The sequence below is a fragment of the Pseudomonas sp. Q1-7 genome (assembly GCF_028010285.1).
Taxonomy (GTDB): domain Bacteria; phylum Pseudomonadota; class Gammaproteobacteria; order Pseudomonadales; family Pseudomonadaceae; genus Metapseudomonas.
Genome location: NZ_CP116304.1, coordinates 4,124,095 through 4,138,498 on the forward strand (window position 1 = coordinate 4,124,095; position 14,404 = coordinate 4,138,498).

The 14,404-nt window shown below is 66.8% G+C and carries 15 protein-coding genes; 7 read left to right on the forward strand and 8 right to left on the reverse strand.

Going from position 1 to position 14,404, the window contains the following annotated elements; translation table 11 throughout:
* Positions 1-26 precede the first annotated feature (26 nt).
* On the forward strand, positions 27-494 hold the full coding sequence (locus PJW05_RS19115; RefSeq protein WP_271408543.1) for a BRO-N domain-containing protein: 468 nt from the start codon (positions 27-29) through the stop codon (positions 492-494).
* Between the two features lie 176 nt (positions 495-670).
* Here PJW05_RS19115 and PJW05_RS19120 read toward each other — a convergent pair whose 3' ends face one another.
* Both PJW05_RS19120 and PJW05_RS19125 read right to left on the reverse strand, forming a co-directional pair.
* Positions 671-1,585, reverse strand: a complete 915-nt coding sequence (locus PJW05_RS19120) for a response regulator (protein ID WP_271408544.1) — start codon at positions 1,583-1,585, stop codon at positions 671-673.
* Positions 1,586-1,589: 4 nt separating this feature from the next.
* Positions 1,590-2,894, reverse strand: coding sequence for an ATP-binding protein (locus PJW05_RS19125; RefSeq protein WP_442969178.1), 1,305 nt, complete (start codon positions 2,892-2,894; stop codon positions 1,590-1,592).
* Between the two features lie 146 nt (positions 2,895-3,040).
* On the opposite strand from PJW05_RS19125, the gene PJW05_RS19130 reads away from it, so the two are divergent.
* Positions 3,041-3,943, forward strand: coding sequence for a neutral zinc metallopeptidase (locus PJW05_RS19130; RefSeq protein WP_271408545.1), 903 nt, complete (start codon positions 3,041-3,043; stop codon positions 3,941-3,943).
* 178 nt (positions 3,944-4,121) lie between these two features.
* Here the strand turns inward: PJW05_RS19130 and PJW05_RS19135 are convergent, their stop codons facing one another.
* Entirely contained in the window at positions 4,122-4,910 is a 789-nt protein-coding gene (locus PJW05_RS19135) for an IclR family transcriptional regulator (protein ID WP_271408546.1), read from the reverse strand.
* Between the two features lie 103 nt (positions 4,911-5,013).
* On the opposite strand from PJW05_RS19135, the gene hmgA reads away from it, so the two are divergent.
* The 5 genes from hmgA to PJW05_RS19160 all read left to right on the forward strand — a co-directional run bounded on the left by hmgA (position 5,014) and on the right by PJW05_RS19160 (position 10,400).
* On the forward strand, positions 5,014-6,309 hold the full coding sequence (gene hmgA / locus PJW05_RS19140) for a homogentisate 1,2-dioxygenase (protein WP_271408547.1): 1,296 nt from the start codon (positions 5,014-5,016) through the stop codon (positions 6,307-6,309).
* Position 6,310: 1 nt separating this feature from the next.
* Positions 6,311-7,615: a fumarylacetoacetase gene (gene fahA / locus PJW05_RS19145; protein ID WP_271408548.1), complete on the forward strand. Its 1,305-nt coding sequence runs from the start codon at positions 6,311-6,313 to the stop codon at positions 7,613-7,615.
* A gap of 159 nt (positions 7,616-7,774) precedes the next feature.
* Positions 7,775-8,188, forward strand: coding sequence for an anti-virulence regulator CigR family protein (locus tag PJW05_RS19150; RefSeq protein ID WP_271408549.1), 414 nt, complete (start codon positions 7,775-7,777; stop codon positions 8,186-8,188).
* Between the two features lie 243 nt (positions 8,189-8,431).
* A complete protein-coding gene (locus PJW05_RS19155) occupies positions 8,432-8,725 on the forward strand; it encodes a hypothetical protein (protein WP_271408550.1) in 294 nt (97 codons plus the stop codon).
* 508 nt (positions 8,726-9,233) lie between these two features.
* Positions 9,234-10,400, forward strand: coding sequence for an HPP family protein (locus PJW05_RS19160; protein WP_271408551.1), 1,167 nt, complete (start codon positions 9,234-9,236; stop codon positions 10,398-10,400).
* A gap of 115 nt (positions 10,401-10,515) precedes the next feature.
* Here the strand turns inward: PJW05_RS19160 and PJW05_RS19165 are convergent, their stop codons facing one another.
* The 5 genes from PJW05_RS19165 to PJW05_RS19185 form a co-directional block, all read right to left on the reverse strand.
* Positions 10,516-11,376, reverse strand: a complete 861-nt coding sequence (locus PJW05_RS19165) for a LysR family transcriptional regulator (RefSeq protein WP_271408552.1) — start codon at positions 11,374-11,376, stop codon at positions 10,516-10,518.
* Between the two features lie 104 nt (positions 11,377-11,480).
* Positions 11,481-11,924, reverse strand: a complete 444-nt coding sequence (locus tag PJW05_RS19170; RefSeq protein ID WP_271408553.1) for a YybH family protein — start codon at positions 11,922-11,924, stop codon at positions 11,481-11,483.
* A 122-nt stretch (positions 11,925-12,046) separates the two neighbouring features.
* Entirely contained in the window at positions 12,047-13,285 is a 1,239-nt protein-coding gene (locus PJW05_RS19175) for an RNA polymerase sigma factor (RefSeq protein ID WP_442969259.1), read from the reverse strand.
* An 11-nt stretch (positions 13,286-13,296) separates the two neighbouring features.
* Positions 13,297-13,671, reverse strand: coding sequence for a YciI family protein (locus PJW05_RS19180; RefSeq protein ID WP_271408554.1), 375 nt, complete (start codon positions 13,669-13,671; stop codon positions 13,297-13,299).
* A gap of 191 nt (positions 13,672-13,862) precedes the next feature.
* Positions 13,863-14,390: an SRPBCC family protein gene (locus PJW05_RS19185; RefSeq protein WP_271408555.1), complete on the reverse strand. Its 528-nt coding sequence runs from the start codon at positions 14,388-14,390 to the stop codon at positions 13,863-13,865.
* Positions 14,391-14,404 lie beyond the last annotated feature (14 nt).

A 14,404-nucleotide genomic window follows, 5' to 3' on the forward strand; every position in this document is an offset into this window, starting at 1 on the left:
TCCTTGACCCATAACGGAGAACCACCATGCAAGACGCATATCCCCCTCACGTTTTCTTCCACCACAGCCAGCGCCTGCGCGCCGTGATGATCGACAACCAGCCCTGGTTCGTCGCCCAGGACTTCGCCCAGTTGATCGGCGTGCGCCATACCCACCGAGTGCTCCGGGCACTGGAGCCCTACGAGCGGCGCGCCGTGATGCTGGAACTCACCAGCGGCCTACGTGAAGCGGTGCAGGCGATCAGTGATGCCGGCGCCTACAAGGCGTTGTATCGCCTGGCCGGCGCGGAGCAGGCAACGATCAGCCGCTGGCTGAGCGAGGTGCTGGTGCCGACGCTGCACGACTATCACCGTGTTGCGGATGCCGCGCCGCGTCGCGCGTTCATGCGCTGCGCGGACCGGCGGATCGGGATGGTGAGGTGGCAGGGCGAACTGTGGGTGGCCTGGCGGGATTTGCCCGCCTTCATGGCCGACCGTGACGCGGCATTGCCATAACGCCCCGGCTTGGCAAAAAGCCGTTCACCCCTACCCACGCGTGGGTGAGGGGCTGGGGGAGAGGGAAAACGGTCTGCTTTGCCCTCTCCCCGCCCCTCTCCCGTGGACGGGAGAGGGAACCAAAAGCCTTTCTGAACCGCATCGCCGGCTTGGCGAACCCCGCCCGCCGGGAAGGATCACGCGATCACGCGATCACGCAGGCGCGCGAGCATGCCGAGGAGGCTGCCGACCTTCTGGCTTTCGCCGGCGTCCTTCGGGGTTTCGGCCACGCGCGGCACCAGTTCCAGCGGCTGGGCACGCCAGAGGAAGGCCTGTTCGGCGGCGGCCTTCAGGCCCTTCTCGAACAGGCCCCGGCGGATCGGCTTGGGCAGGTAGCGGAAAATCTGCGCTTCGTTGATCAACTTGAGCAGCGCCTGGGTGTCGCGGAACGGTGTGACCACCAGGCTGAGCAGACGCGGGTGGGCGTGGGCCAGGGACTTCAACAGCGGCGTCAGGTCCTCGTCGCCCAGTCGCAGGTCGCTGACGAGGATGTCCACCGGCTCCAGGTTCAGGGTTACCAGCGCTTCGCTCAGGCTGTGGGCGCGCATCAGACGGTGGCCGCCGGACTGGCAGAAGGCTTCGACGCAGTGCTGGGTTTCCGGGTCGTCGTCCAGCAGCAGCAGGGACAGCGGCGCCGCGAGGTCGCTGGTGGCGGCGGTGACCGGCGCGGCGGCCTGGCGCCGGGCGATTTCCGCCGCCTGGCGCAGGGTGAAGGCCATTTCCTGCGGGTCCCAGGGTTTGGTCAGGTAACGGAATATGCCGCCGTTGTTCAGCGCGTCCACCGCCGCATCCAGGTCGGAATAGCCGGTGAGCAGGATGCGCAGGCATTCCGGCGCCACCTCCCGCGAGCGGGCCAGCAGTTCGGCGCCGCTCATCTGCGGCATGCGCTGGTCGCTGACGATGATCTGCACCGACTCGCCCTTCAGCCGCTCCAGCGCCTGCAACGGGTCGCTCTCGGTAATCACCTCGTACTGGCGGCGAAACTGCAGCGCCAGGCTGCGCAGGATGCGTTCCTCGTCGTCGACGAAGAGGATGCGGACGGGGGTGGTCATGGGCTCAGGCACTCCGTTTCAGTTCGACCGCCTGGCTGCGCGGCAGGCTGATGAGAAAGCGCGTTCCGCGCCCGGGCTCCGAGGCCACGCGGATGCTGCCGCCGTGGTCGCGGATGATCTTGTAGCTGATGGACAGCCCCAGCCCCGTGCCCTCGCCCACCGGTTTGGTGGTGAAGAAGGGGTCGAAGATGCGCTGCAGGACTTCCGGCGGCATGCCGCGCCCGCTGTCCTGCACGGAGATGCAGACGTGGCCGGCGTCGGCCCAGCTCTTGACCTGGATGCGCCCCGGCGCGTCCATGGCCTGGGCGGCGTTGGTGAAGAGGTTGAGCAGCACCTGGTTGATCTGCGACGGCGCGCAGGTGATGCGCGGCAGTTCGCCGAGCAACTGGAACACCTCGGCCTTGTCCTTGATGTGGTTGCGGGCAATCAGCAGCGCGCTGCGGATGCAGTCGTTGAGGTCCACTTCTTCGCTCATGGCCCGGTCGAGGCGGGCGAAGTCCTTGAGCCCCGCCACCAGTTCGGCGATCTGCCCGAGGCCGTAGAGGGTGTCGCCGAACAGTTGCCGCAGGTCGTCGGCCAGCAGTTCGGGCGCCGCCTCCTCGCGGCACGCGGCGGCCCCTTCCAGGGCTTTGGCCAGGCGCGCTTCGTCGCAGGCCGGGTCGTCCAGGCAGGCGGCCAGCTCAGCCTGGCTGCGGGCCAGGGCAAACAGCGGCGTGGTCAGCGCTTCCATCAGTTGCACGTTGTTTTTCACGTAGCCCAGGGGCGTGTTCAACTCGTGGGCGACGCCCGCCACCATCTGGCCGAGGGAGGCCATCTTTTCCGATTGCACCAGCTGCGTCTGGGATTCCTTCAGGTCCACCAATGCCTGGCGCAGCACCCGGTTGCGCTGGGCGATGCGCAGCTCCATGGCCTTCAGCAGGTCCAGCACCGTGCCCAATCCCAAGTAGCGTCCCTGCTCGTCCACCAGGATGAAATCTTCGGTAATCGGGTATTGCAGTTGCGCGGTGACCTGCTTGGCCGCCAGTTCCAGGCCGGAGGACAGGGCAACGCTCAGCGGCGCCGGGTTCATCACATCGATCACCGGGCGGCGGCCCCAGAGGTCGCGGCCGAAGCGCTGCATGAAGATGTCCTGCAACCGGTAGCGGCTGACCAGGCCCAGCGGCTGACCCTGTGCGTCCACCACGGGAAGGGACAGGAAGGCCTTGTGCTCATGGGTCAGCAGGCGATCGGCGACATCACTGACGCTCATGTCCGGGGCCAGCGGCTCCACGGCCTTGAGCAGGCGAGCCAGACTGCTTTCGGCTGCCATGATCGGTACTCCGCGACTGATGGGTGTCGGGCATTCAAGCAGTATCAGGTTGCCATCCTGTGACAGGTGTCTCAGGTGAGAAACAGATGGCGCGGAGGCGAGGAAGCGACAACACTGAACCCCGAGAACCTCCGGAACCCCTCACCATGCCCGAGAAAGCCGCCGCCCCAGTGCCCCGCAAGGGCCTCCTGCTCCGCCTGCTACGCATTCTGGCCTGGCTGTTGATGATCGTTGCTCTGGTCTGCGTCGCGCTCTACCTGGCCTTTGGCCCGGCCCAGTTGTACGAGCGCCTGCGCCCGCCTCCGCCGGTGTTCCCGGAACATGTCGACACCACCGAAGCGCCCACGGCGCCGGTGGCCGCCGCACCGGTTCCGCCGCCGCAGCTGGCGCAGGCGCCGGCCGATTCGCGGGAGCTGGCGACACTGATGCTGGGTAGCATCGAGGACATCTGGGGCGAGTTCCTGGCCCGTGGCGACTACGCCTACAAGAAGCCCAAGCTGGTGTTCTACGAAGGCAGCATGGAGGCGCCGTGCAAGCTTTCCGGCCGGATCAGCGGGCTCTACTACTGCGCCAAGGACATGCGCCTGTACCTCGACCTGGCCTACCTGGACGAGCTGCGGCGGCGCAGCCCGCAGGTGGGTGACCTGGCCCGCAGCTACGCGGTGGCCCACGAAGCCGCCCACCATATCCAGAACCTGGTGGGCGTCGCCGGCTGGTTCAAGGAGTTCGATCCGTCGGTCGATCCCAAACAGGCTGCCGAGGCCCTGCACCTGGGCCAGGAACTGGTGACGGATTGCCTGGTGGGCAGCTGGGTCGCCTACGCCCAGCGCAAGTACGGCTGGCTGAAGCCCGACGATATGGAAGCAGCGCTGAAGGCGGTGGTCGCCCTCGGCGAGGAGCGCACCAGGGCCCAGGACACGGGCCAGCCGACGCTGCCAGACCCCATGACCCTCGGTCGCCTGGAAACCCGCCTGCACTGGCTGAACGTCGGCATCGAATCCGGTGATCCGCGGGAATGTGGCCGGTTGTTCTCAGGGGTGGAGGAATGACCCGCCCCCATTCGGTCGATGTGGCGGGCGGGGGAAATCTGTCCGCGAGCATGCATTCACCCTGGTAGCGCCCGTACGTGCTTCGGTCGGCATAGCGGAGCACACGACGCAATCACGGCCCGGCCCCTTCAGACGACCGAGCGGCATGGACAGCGCCCCCCAGGGGCGGTGACCGGACTCAGTCCGGCGTCTGCCCACCCATGCGCAGGCTGATGGCCTGCGCCGCACGATGCAGGCGCTCGGCGGCCGAGCCCTGGGTGTCGGCACTGAATACACTGGCCGCGCCGACTACCGTGAGCACCCCGGCCAGCTTATTGCCGGTGGCGAACAGCGGCGCCGACAGGGCGTTGACCCCCGGCATCAACAGACCGTGCACCGGGTGCAAGCCGGTGGCGCGGATCTGCGCCATCTGCTCCTGCAGCTCGATAACGGCGGGGGCGCCCGGCTGGGCCAGTTCCTCGTCACGCAGGAAGGCGGTTTCGGCTTCGGGCAGGTAAGTGTTGAACACCAGGCCGGTGGACGAGCCCAGCAGCGGCAGCACCGAGCCCACCTGGGTCACCAGCGTCACCGCGCGCAGGGCCTGTTCCACATGCACCACAGTCGGTCCCTTGTTGCCCCACACCGCGAGGAAGCAGGTTTCGTTCAGGGCATCGCGCAGGTCCGCCAGGTGCGGCATGGACACCTTCACCACGTCCAGCCGGCCGATGGCGGCCAAGCCCACCAGCAGCGCCTCACGGCCCAGGCCGTAGTGGTTGGTGGCGGCGTCCTGTTCGGCGAAGCCGCTGGCGATCAGCGCCTGCAGGTAACGATGCACCTTGCTCGCCGGCATGCCGACGTGCTCGGCCAGCTTCGACAGCGACGTGGCCGGGGCCAGCTCCGCCAACCCCTTGAGGATGTCGGTGCCCACTTCCGCCGCCTGTACCTTCTGCCGCCGCGGGGCGGCCGCGCCGTCGTTGTCGTTCGTCATGTCCTGGCCCTGGAGGGTGTAAAGGGCGCTGTTATAGCTTGACCCCTTTTTCCTTTCAAATTACGTTATGCGTAATCAAATTACAAAAAACAGCGAGGTCGCCATGGTCTCCCCCACACCGCTCACTTACCAGTCCGGTTTCGATAACGAATTCAGCAGCGAAGCGCTGCCCGGCGCCCTGCCCGTAGGCCAGAACTCCCCGCAGAACGTGCCCTACGGCCTCTACACCGAGCTGCTCTCCGGCACCGCCTTCACCGTGCCGCGTAGCGAAGCCCGGCGAACCTGGATGTACCGCATCAAGCCCTCGGCCAACCATCCGCAGTACCGCCGCCTGGAGCGCCAGATCGCCGGCAACCGCCTGGGACCGGTCACGCCCAACCGCCTGCGCTGGAACCCGCAGGACATTCCCAGCGAGCCCACCGACTTCCTCGACGGCCTGCTGACCCTCGCCGCCACCGCCGATGCCGAGCAAGCCTCGGGCGTCAGCGTGCACCTGTACCGCGCCAATGCGTCGATGCAGCGGGTGTTCTTCAATGCCGATGGCGAGCTGCTGATCGTGCCGGAACAGGGCCGCCTGCGCCTGGCCACCGAACTGGGCCTGCTGGATGTGGAGCCCCTGGAGATTGCGGTGATTCCGCGCGGCATGAAATTCCGTGTCGAGCTGCTGGACGGCAGCGCCCGCGGCTATATCTGCGAGAACCACGGCGCTGCCCTGCGCCTGCCGGACCTCGGTCCCATCGGCAGCAACGGCCTGGCCAACCCGCGCGACTTCCTCGCCCCGGTGGCCCATTACGAAGACCTCGATGCGCCGACCAGCCTGGTGCAGAAGTTCCTCGGCGAGCTCTGGGCCACCGAGCTGGACCACTCGCCCCTGGACGTGGTCGCCTGGCACGGCAACAACGTGCCCTACAAGTACGACCTGCGCCGCTTCAACACCATCGGCACGGTGAGCTACGACCACCCGGACCCGTCGATCTTCACCGTGCTCACCTCCCCCAGCGACACCCACGGCCAGGCCAACGTCGACTTCGTGATCTTCCCGCCGCGCTGGATGGTGGCCGAGAGCACCTTCCGCCCGCCGTGGTTCCACCGCAATCTGATGAACGAGTTCATGGGCCTGATCCAGGGCGCCTATGATGCCAAGGCCGACGGTTTCAGCCCCGGCGGCGCGTCGCTGCATAACTGCATGAGCGCCCACGGCCCGGACAACGCCACCACCACCGCCGCCATCGCCGCCGATCTGAAGCCGCACAAGATCGACAACACCATGGCCTTCATGTTCGAGACCAGCCGAGTGCTGCGCGCCAGCCAGTACGCGCTGGAATGCCCGCAACTGCAGAGCGACTACGATGCATGCTGGGCCGGCATGGCCAAGACCTTCGACAAGGGCAGGATTTGACATGACCCAAGCAGACAACCGCCGTAGCTGGATCGCCTCCGCCAACGGCCACCCCGACTTCCCCCTGCAGAACCTGCCGCTGGGCATCTTCAGCCCGGCCGGCGCCTCGCCGCGCGGCGGCGTGGCCATCGGCGACGCCATCTTCGACCTCAAGGTGGCCGCCGACACCGAACTGTTCAGCGGCGAAGCCGCCGAAGCGGCCCGCGCCGCCTGCGGCGACAGCCTGAATGCCTTCTTCGCCCTCGGCGCCTCCGCCCGCCGCGCCCTGCGCGCCCAGCTGCAGGATCTGCTGGCCGAAGGCAGCAGCGCCCAGGAACGCCTGGAAGCCATGGGCCAGGCCCTGCTGCCAAGCGCCGCCACCTGCCAGCTGCACCTGCCGGCCAAGGTGGGCGACTACACCGACTTCTACGTGGGCATCCACCACGCCAACAACGTCGGCCGGCTGTTCCGCCCGGACAACCCGCTGCTGCCCAACTACAAGCACGTACCCATCGGCTACCACGGCCGCGCGTCCACCGTGTGCGTGTCCGGCACCCCGGTACGCCGCCCCCTGGGCCAGACTCTGCCGCCGGGCCAGGAAGCGCCGAGCTTCGGCCCCAGCAAGCGCCTGGACTATGAACTGGAACTGGGTATCTGGATCGGCCAGGGCAACGAGATGGGCGACTCCATCGCCATCGGCGAGGCCCAGCAGCACATCGCCGGCTATTGCCTGCTCAACGACTGGTCCGCGCGCGACGTGCAGGCCTGGGAATACCAGCCGCTCGGTCCCTTCCTGGCGAAGAACTTCGGCACCACGGTTTCGCCCTGGGTGGTCACCGCCGAAGCCCTGGAACCCTTCCGCACCGCCCAGCCGGCCCGCCCCGAGGGCGACCCGCAGCCCCTGCCCTACCTGCTGGACGACGCCGACCAGGCCAAGGGCGCCTTCGATATCCAGCTGGAAGTGCTGATCCTCACCGCAGCCATGCGCGAGCAGGGCCTGGCGCCCCATCGCCTGGCCCTGAGCAACACCCTGAACATGTACTGGACCGTGGCCCAGATGGTCGCCCACCACAGCGTCGGCGGCTGCAAGCTGCAACCCGGCGACCTGTTCGGCTCCGGCACCCTCTCCGGCCCCGAGCCGGATGCCTTCGGCAGCCTGCTGGAGAGCACCTTCGGCGGCAAGCAGCCCATCAGCCTGCCCAGCGGCGAAGCACGCACCTTCCTGCAGGACGGCGACGAAGTCATCCTGCGTGCCCGCTGCCAGCGCGAGGGCTTCCCCAGCATCGGCTTCGGCGAATGCCGCGGCGCGCTGCTGCCGGCGCGTTAAGTCAAGAAGGGCCAATTGACCTGCCCCCTCTCCCAGAACAGGAGAGGGGGACTCGCGGTCCATCACAGAAACCCTCCAAAGCGCTTTCCTTTTGCGGCACTCGCTGCTGAAAATCCTGTCCATCGCAGAAGGGAACCACCCCATGGAGGCCAGATGAACATGAGCAAGACCCGCACGCTGATCGCCACCCTCACCAGTCTCGCCCTGATCACCGGTTCGCCGGCCCTGCTGGCCGACCCCGGCAAAGGCAAGGGACACGACAAGGGCCATGCCGGCGCGCAAGGCAACAACTGGTCCGGTGGACCACAGGTGGATATCGGAGGCATCCGCATCATCCTCGAAGACAACCGTGCCTACTGGGGACCGGCCCAGTCCCTGCCACCGGGCATCCAGAAGAACCTGGCGCGGGGCAAGCCGCTGCCGCCGGGGATCGCCAAGAAGCTCGACGGCCGCCTGGTCAGCCGGTTGCCGCACTACGAGGGCTACGACTGGGTACGCGCCGGCACCGACCTGATCCTGGTCGCCGTGGCCACGGGGATCATCTATGAAGTGCTGCACGACATCATGGATTGAGACGCCTCGGATACCGCCTGCACCGCTCCCCCTCCCTGACAAGGAGTGGGGAGTCCGCGCCAAGCTGTGGGGGGCGAACACCGCGCAAGCCCCGACCAACGCTTAACAGACTGATTTAAAAGAGCGTTACAACTATCGATAGCGTTGATGACCCCTATCGCGAGTGATCACTTTTTAATCGACGCCCCGTCCGTAAGATTGGCTCCGTACCCGGTTTACAGCCCCCCATGAGGAGCCACGATCATGAAAGCCCAAGCCTTCGCCGCCCTGTTCATCGCCGCCCTGAGCACCAGCGCCTTTGCCCTGCCGTCCGCTTACCAGCCGGTGCTGGGAGAGTCGAAGGAAGGCACCACCCTCCAGGTCATCGAGCCGGTGGCCGTTGAAGGCGGCTTCATGGTTCTGGACCGCGTGGCAGAAGGTGGTTCTGACCGCACCAAGGCGTTCGATGTAGCCGAAGGCGGTTCCGACCGCACTCCTGGCTTCCGCGTCGCCGAAGGTGGCTCCGACCGTCTGCTGCAGGCCCAGCGCGTCAGCTGACTGCGACACTACACAGTCAATCTCACAAGCCCGGCGAATGCCGGGCTCTTTGTTCGCGAACGGCAGCGCAGCGCTGCCGCCGAAGCACGCGTCATCAGCTCGTCACAGCGCATCGCATTTCCTTTTTAATTCAATAACTTAGACCGATCACCCAACGATGACCAGCAAACCCGGCAGCGAACGCGCGGGGCAGGTGTCGCTGCGGCGAGACCCAAAGCACGACAGCATTAGTGCAAAATATTTGCACTAAAACACCAATAACATTCATTAGCCCGCTATCCGTCCTTCCCTTAGGATTCCGCCATCCCCCGACGCCCGGCCCGGCCTGCCCAGCAGACCGCCGAGGAACCGTGCGCGAGGAATAGACATTTCCATATCCAGGGATGGAACCCCCCACTTCGGTGGGTTAGAGGGGTCCCCAGGGTCTGTACGAAAGGCCGCCGAATATCGGCACTTTTCCTACAGCGCTTTGCGGCCTCTCCTTTTATCAACTGCCTTGTGTCCCCCCATGAACCAGAAGCCTCTGCGTGCCTGGCTGCGACGCTTGCTGCCGGACGCCAGCAATGTCACGCCACGGGAGTGGCTGCGCGCCGCCATCGGCGGTTGCCTGGCGGTCGGACTGGTCTGTTTCGCCTGCCTGCATCTGTTCGGTGCCGACCTGGCCCTGCGCCTGGCCGCGCCCTTCGCCGCGTCTTCGGTACTGATCTTCGCCGTGGCTTCCAGCCCCGTGGCGCAGCCCTGGGCGGTACTGGGCGGCAACCTGGTAGCCGCTGCCATCGGCATGGCCGTGGGGCATTGGGTGCATGCGCCGCTGTTGGCCGCGCCGCTGGCGTTTGGCTTGACCCTGTTGTGCCTGCAGGCGCTGCGCTGCCTGCATCCGCCGAGCTGCGCAGTGGCCCTGGCGGTGGCCCTGGGCGGGCGGCTGTTCGCCGAGCAGGGCTGGCACCTGATGATACCGGTGCTGCTGGGCTCGCTGCTGCTGGTGCTGACCGCCATGCTGTTCCACAACCTCACGGGTACCCCCTACCCGCGAAAGCTGGCACAAACGGCCAGCGGCCCGCACCTGACCGCCGACCCGCTGCCCGGCACGCGCATTGGCTTCTCCGAGGTGGACCTGGACCAGGCCCTGGCGGAATTCGGCGGCGTGGTCGACGTGACCCGCGACGACCTCCAGCGCCTGCTCCAACTTACCGAAAAGCACGCCCTGCGCCGCAGCATGGGCGGCCTGAGGGCCGCGCGCATCATGTCCCGTGACCTGCGCACCATCGCCCCCCAGGCGCCAGCCAGCGAAGCCTGGCGCCTGCTCGAACTGCATCACCTGAAAGCCCTGCCGGTACTGGACGAGCAGCAGCGACTGGTGGGCATCCTCACCCTCTCCGACCTGCTCCGCCACGCCGCCGGAACGCTTCCGCGCAGCCTCGCCGAACGCTTCCGCGCCCGCCGTGAAGTGCCGGTGTCGCGGTTGATGAGCCACCCGGTACGCTGCGTGACCGTGGATACGCCGGTGGTGGAGTTGGTGTCGCAACTATCCGACCAGGGCCTGCACTGCCTGCCCGTGCTGGACGACAGCGGCCACCTGGTGGGCATCGTCAGCCAGAGCGACCTGATCGCCGCGCTCTACCGCAATTGGCTGCAGGACCTGCAGCCGCCGCCGGTGTGGCAATTGGCGGGCTGAGGCACTTAGCGAATCGATGGGTTTCGCTTCGCTCTACCCATCCTACGGAGCGCAATTCGTAGGATGGGTAAAGGTACGAAACCCATCGCTCTCCCCCGCAGGCTCCACCTCGCCATCAGATCGGGTCCCAGCGCCGCGACCAGTCGATGTCCTCGGCCACCACGTTGCGCAAGACCTCGACGGCCTGGCGCAACGCCGGGGAGTCCTTCTCGCGGGAGTAGACCAGGTAGGTGGGGTTGGTGAATTCCGGCGCCTTCTCCACCCGTTCCAGCTCGCCGCTGTCCAGGTGGACCTGCACCACGCGGGCGCGGAAGTAGCCGGACCCGCCACATTGCAGGATGTAGTGCAGGGCCAGCGGGCCGAGGTTGGTGGTCAGCACCGCGCTGGCCTTTTCCGGCAGCGCGGCATCGTGGCGCTGGCGGAATTCCGGCCCCCAGTCGTTGTAGATGTATGGCTCCGGGTTGGACGCCGAACGCACCTGGATCAGCTTCTCCTCCAACAGCAGTTCCACCTGCAGGCCCGGCCAGTAGTCGGGTCGGTAGACCAGCGCGGCATCCAGCGCGCCGCTCTGCAATTGCTGCTGCAGATAACCCGCCTCCCCCACTTCCGCGCGCACAGCGTGGGACGGCATGCGCTCGCGCAAACGGATCACCCAGCTGAGCACCAGAGGGCTGCACAGACTGGTCTCGCCGCCCAGGTTGAGCACGTCGCGGAAACCTTCGGGTAGGGGCAGGTCGCGGCGTGCCGCCTCCCAGGTCTGCACCAGTTGGTTGGCGTAGGCGACGAACACTTCGCCATCGGCGGTCAGCCGCGCGCCGGCGCGATTGCGCACGAAGAGCCGGCAGTCCAGCTGCTGCTCCAGGTTCTGCACCCGCGCGGTGATGGTGGTCTGGGTGACGTGCAGGCGCTCGGCGGCGGCGACGAAACTGCCGCTGCGGACGATTTCCAGGAAGGTACGCGCCAGGTCGATATCCATGGGTTCGCTCGGGACTGAAGGGATGGGCGAGTTTAACGGCTGGCGACACGCCCGCCCTACCCCGCATGCGATTTCATCCGCGAACGAGTTCGCGCCCGCCGGGCTCAGGGCTGGAGATCGAACAGGGCGTTGCCGCTTTCCATGTCGAAGGGCGCGGAGAAGTGTTCATGGAGAATCTTCCACTGCCCGCCGCGCTTGACGTAGCACTGGGTGCCGCGCATCCAGCTGGTCTTCACCTCGCCGTCCTGCTCGCCGCCGCAGCGCACCAGGCAGTGCAGGAAGGCGACGCTGGCGTCGGCCTGGATGGTCGGCTCGCCCGGCTCGAAGATGCCGTCGCCACTGCACATTTCCATGCAATAGCGCCAGTGCGGGCCGTACTCGCGGAGTCCCTTGAATTGCAGCTTGAGAATGGCGTCGTAGGCAATCACGTCATCGGCGTAGCAGGTCAGGATCTTATCCACATCCTTGGCACGGGCGGCCTTCAGCCACTGGTTGAAGACTTCGTGCACTTCCAGTTCGGCGGTGGCCTTGAGGGTTTCGCTGCTCATGGTGCATCTCCTGGGTTTCCGATAAGGGGTTCCGCCCGGCGATTGGCCAGTGGCTTCATCCCTGGTCGTGGATCGGGTTTCGTCTTCGACATCGGCGGCGTCGCACGCGATGAACGGCGCGGTCAGGTTTCCAGTTCGCGCAGGCGCTTCTCGATGAAACGTCGCTCAGGTTCCTGGCGCACCCGTGCCAGGGCCTCGCGATAGGCCTCAACGGCCTCGGCCTTGCGCCCGAGGCGTCGGCAGAAATCGGCACGGGCCGCATGGGCCAGGTGGTAGTCACGCAGTTCGCCACCTTGCAACAGGGCGTCCACCTCCACCAGCCCCGCCTCGGGGCCGTCGCGCATGGCAATGGCCACGGCGCGGTTGAGCGCCACGACCGGTGACTGCAGCAGGCGCTGCAGCACGTCGTAAAGACCAACGATCTGGCCCCAGTCGGTACGCGCCGAATCCGGCGCCTGGGCATGCACGGCGGCAATCGCTGCCTGCAGCAGGTAGACGCCGACGCGCCGGCTGGCCAGGGCCTGGCTCACCAGGGCGAGGCCTTCGGCGATCTGCGCGCGATCCCACAGGGAGCGATCCTGGTCGTCCAGCAGGATCAGCTCTCCATCCTTGGTGGCGCGGGCGGCGCGACGCGAGTCGTGCAGAAGCATCAGCGCCAGCAGGCCCATGACTTCCGGGTCCGGCAGCAGTTCGAGCAGCAGCCGCGCCAGGCGGATGGCTTCGGCCGAGAGGTCGGTGCGGATCAGGCTGTCACCGGCGGAGGCGGAATAGCCTTCGTTGAATACCAGGTAGATGACCCGCAGCACGTTATCCAGGCGCTCCGGCAACTCGGCCAGTGCCGGCACTTGATAGGGGATTTGCGCGTCGCGGATCTTCGCCTTGGCGCGGACGATGCGCTGGGCGATGGTGGACGGGCTGCTGAGGAAAGCGCGGGCGATTTCCTCGGTCTTCAGGTCGCAGACCTCGCGCAGGGTCAGGGGCACCTGGGCGTCGGCCGGCAGTGCCGGGTGGCAGCAGGTGAAGATCAGCCGCAGGCGGTCGTCCTCCACGTCCTCGCCCTCCTCGAAGGCGCTGGCGGCCTCCTCCAGTTCCTCCACCAGATGGTGCTTGGAGGTATCGAAGCGGGCACGCCGGCGCAGGCTGTCGATGGCCTTGAAGCGCCCGGCCGACACCAGCCAGGCGCGCGGGTTGGCGGGGATGCCGTCCCGCGGCCACTGCTGCACGGCGGCGATGAAGGCGTCGTGCAGGGCTTCCTCGGCCAGATCGAAATCCCCCAGCAGACGGATCAGGGTGGCCAGCACACGGCGCGAGTCGCTGCGATAGATCGACTCCACGTACCGGCGCAGCTCCACGTCGTCCATCAGGCGGCCCGTCATGAAGCCTGGAGGCTCGGCCGCACCTCAGGCTCGCGCACTGGCCGCACCTCGATGCAACCCAGGCGCCCCGGCGGGATCTTCGAGGCGATCTGCAAGGCTTCGTTGAGGTCGCGGGCCTCGATCAGGTAGAAGCCGCCGAGCTGCTCCTTGGTTTCCGCGAAGGGGCCATCGGTCATCGACACGCGCCCGCCCTGCATGCGCAGGGTGGTGGCGGTGCGCACCGACTCCAGGGCATTGGAGGCCAGGTAGTGGCCGCTGGCGGTGAGCTGCTCGGTGTAGTCCAGGCATTCGCCGGCGATGGCCTGGTAGTCGGCGTCGGTCAGGCTGGCCAGCCTGGCTTCTTCGATATAGATCAGGCAGAGGTATTTCATGGCGGGTTCCTCGGGTGGCTGCGGGGTACTGACACCCATTGGTCGTTCGGCCGCGATGGAAATCGACAGGGGCGCGAGAAAATGTCCGTGCAGGAATTCATTCGCGAATGAATTCGCTCCCACAAGGAGAGGATCAGGATAGCCCCGGATCGTCACCCGGCCCGGTAAGGGGCCGAGTGGTACGCTTCGGGCTATTTCTCGGCGACGGCCTTGAGATTCAGCAGGCCCTGGTCGAACTTGCCGCCAACCATGTCGTCCATGTCGAAGAACACCTGCATCAACCGATGGGTATAGGGCGAGGGGCCGTACATGGCCCAGGTGACCTCGGTGCCGCCATTCTGCGGGCGCAGGGTGAATTCGGCGGTGTTGTGGGCCTCGAAGGGCATCTGGAAATCCAGCTTGATCTCCACCTTGGCGTCCGGCTCGCTCCGGGTGATTTCCATGCTGCCCGCGCCCACCTCGTTGTTGCCCTGCCAGGCGTAGACCGCGCCCACCCCTTCCTTCGGCCCCCTGTAGCTGCGCTTCAGGGCCGGGTCGAGCTTTTCCCAGGGCGACCAGGCGGTCCACTTGCGCAGGTCGTTGATCAGCGGGAAGACCTTCTCCGGCGGCGCCGCGATGGTGGTAGTGCGCTCGATGCGGAAATGGTCCGGGCTGATCGCGGCGTACCCCAGCACGCCCAGAATCGCGATGACGATGATGGCGAGTATGGCTTTGTACATGGCGCCCTCCAGGG

Excerpts from the sequence above, each read along its gene's own strand:
- PJW05_RS19150 (WP_271408549.1), top strand. The coding sequence starts at position 7,775 with ATGAGCAAGACCCGCACGCTGATCGCCACCCTCACCAGTCTCGCCCTG.
- PJW05_RS19160 (WP_271408551.1), top strand. The coding sequence starts at position 9,234 with ATGAACCAGAAGCCTCTGCGTGCCTGGCTGCGACGCTTGCTGCCGGAC.
- PJW05_RS19185 (WP_271408555.1), bottom strand. The coding sequence starts at position 14,390 with ATGTACAAAGCCATACTCGCCATCATCGTCATCGCGATTCTGGGCGTG.
- PJW05_RS19135 (WP_271408546.1), bottom strand. The coding sequence starts at position 4,910 with ATGACGAACGACAACGACGGCGCGGCCGCCCCGCGGCGGCAGAAGGTA.
- PJW05_RS19120 (WP_271408544.1), bottom strand. The coding sequence starts at position 1,585 with ATGACCACCCCCGTCCGCATCCTCTTCGTCGACGACGAGGAACGCATC.
- PJW05_RS19155 (WP_271408550.1), top strand. The coding sequence starts at position 8,432 with ATGAAAGCCCAAGCCTTCGCCGCCCTGTTCATCGCCGCCCTGAGCACC.
- PJW05_RS19180 (WP_271408554.1), bottom strand. The coding sequence starts at position 13,671 with ATGAAATACCTCTGCCTGATCTATATCGAAGAAGCCAGGCTGGCCAGC.
- PJW05_RS19175 (WP_442969259.1), bottom strand. The coding sequence starts at position 13,285 with ATGGACGACGTGGAGCTGCGCCGGTACGTGGAGTCGATCTATCGCAGC.
- hmgA (WP_271408547.1), top strand. The coding sequence starts at position 5,014 with ATGGTCTCCCCCACACCGCTCACTTACCAGTCCGGTTTCGATAACGAA.
- PJW05_RS19170 (WP_271408553.1), bottom strand. The coding sequence starts at position 11,924 with ATGAGCAGCGAAACCCTCAAGGCCACCGCCGAACTGGAAGTGCACGAA.
- PJW05_RS19115 (WP_271408543.1), top strand. The coding sequence starts at position 27 with ATGCAAGACGCATATCCCCCTCACGTTTTCTTCCACCACAGCCAGCGC.
- PJW05_RS19125 (WP_442969178.1), bottom strand. The coding sequence starts at position 2,894 with ATGGCAGCCGAAAGCAGTCTGGCTCGCCTGCTCAAGGCCGTGGAGCCG.
- PJW05_RS19130 (WP_271408545.1), top strand. The coding sequence starts at position 3,041 with ATGCCCGAGAAAGCCGCCGCCCCAGTGCCCCGCAAGGGCCTCCTGCTC.
- PJW05_RS19165 (WP_271408552.1), bottom strand. The coding sequence starts at position 11,376 with ATGGATATCGACCTGGCGCGTACCTTCCTGGAAATCGTCCGCAGCGGC.
- fahA (WP_271408548.1), top strand. The coding sequence starts at position 6,311 with ATGACCCAAGCAGACAACCGCCGTAGCTGGATCGCCTCCGCCAACGGC.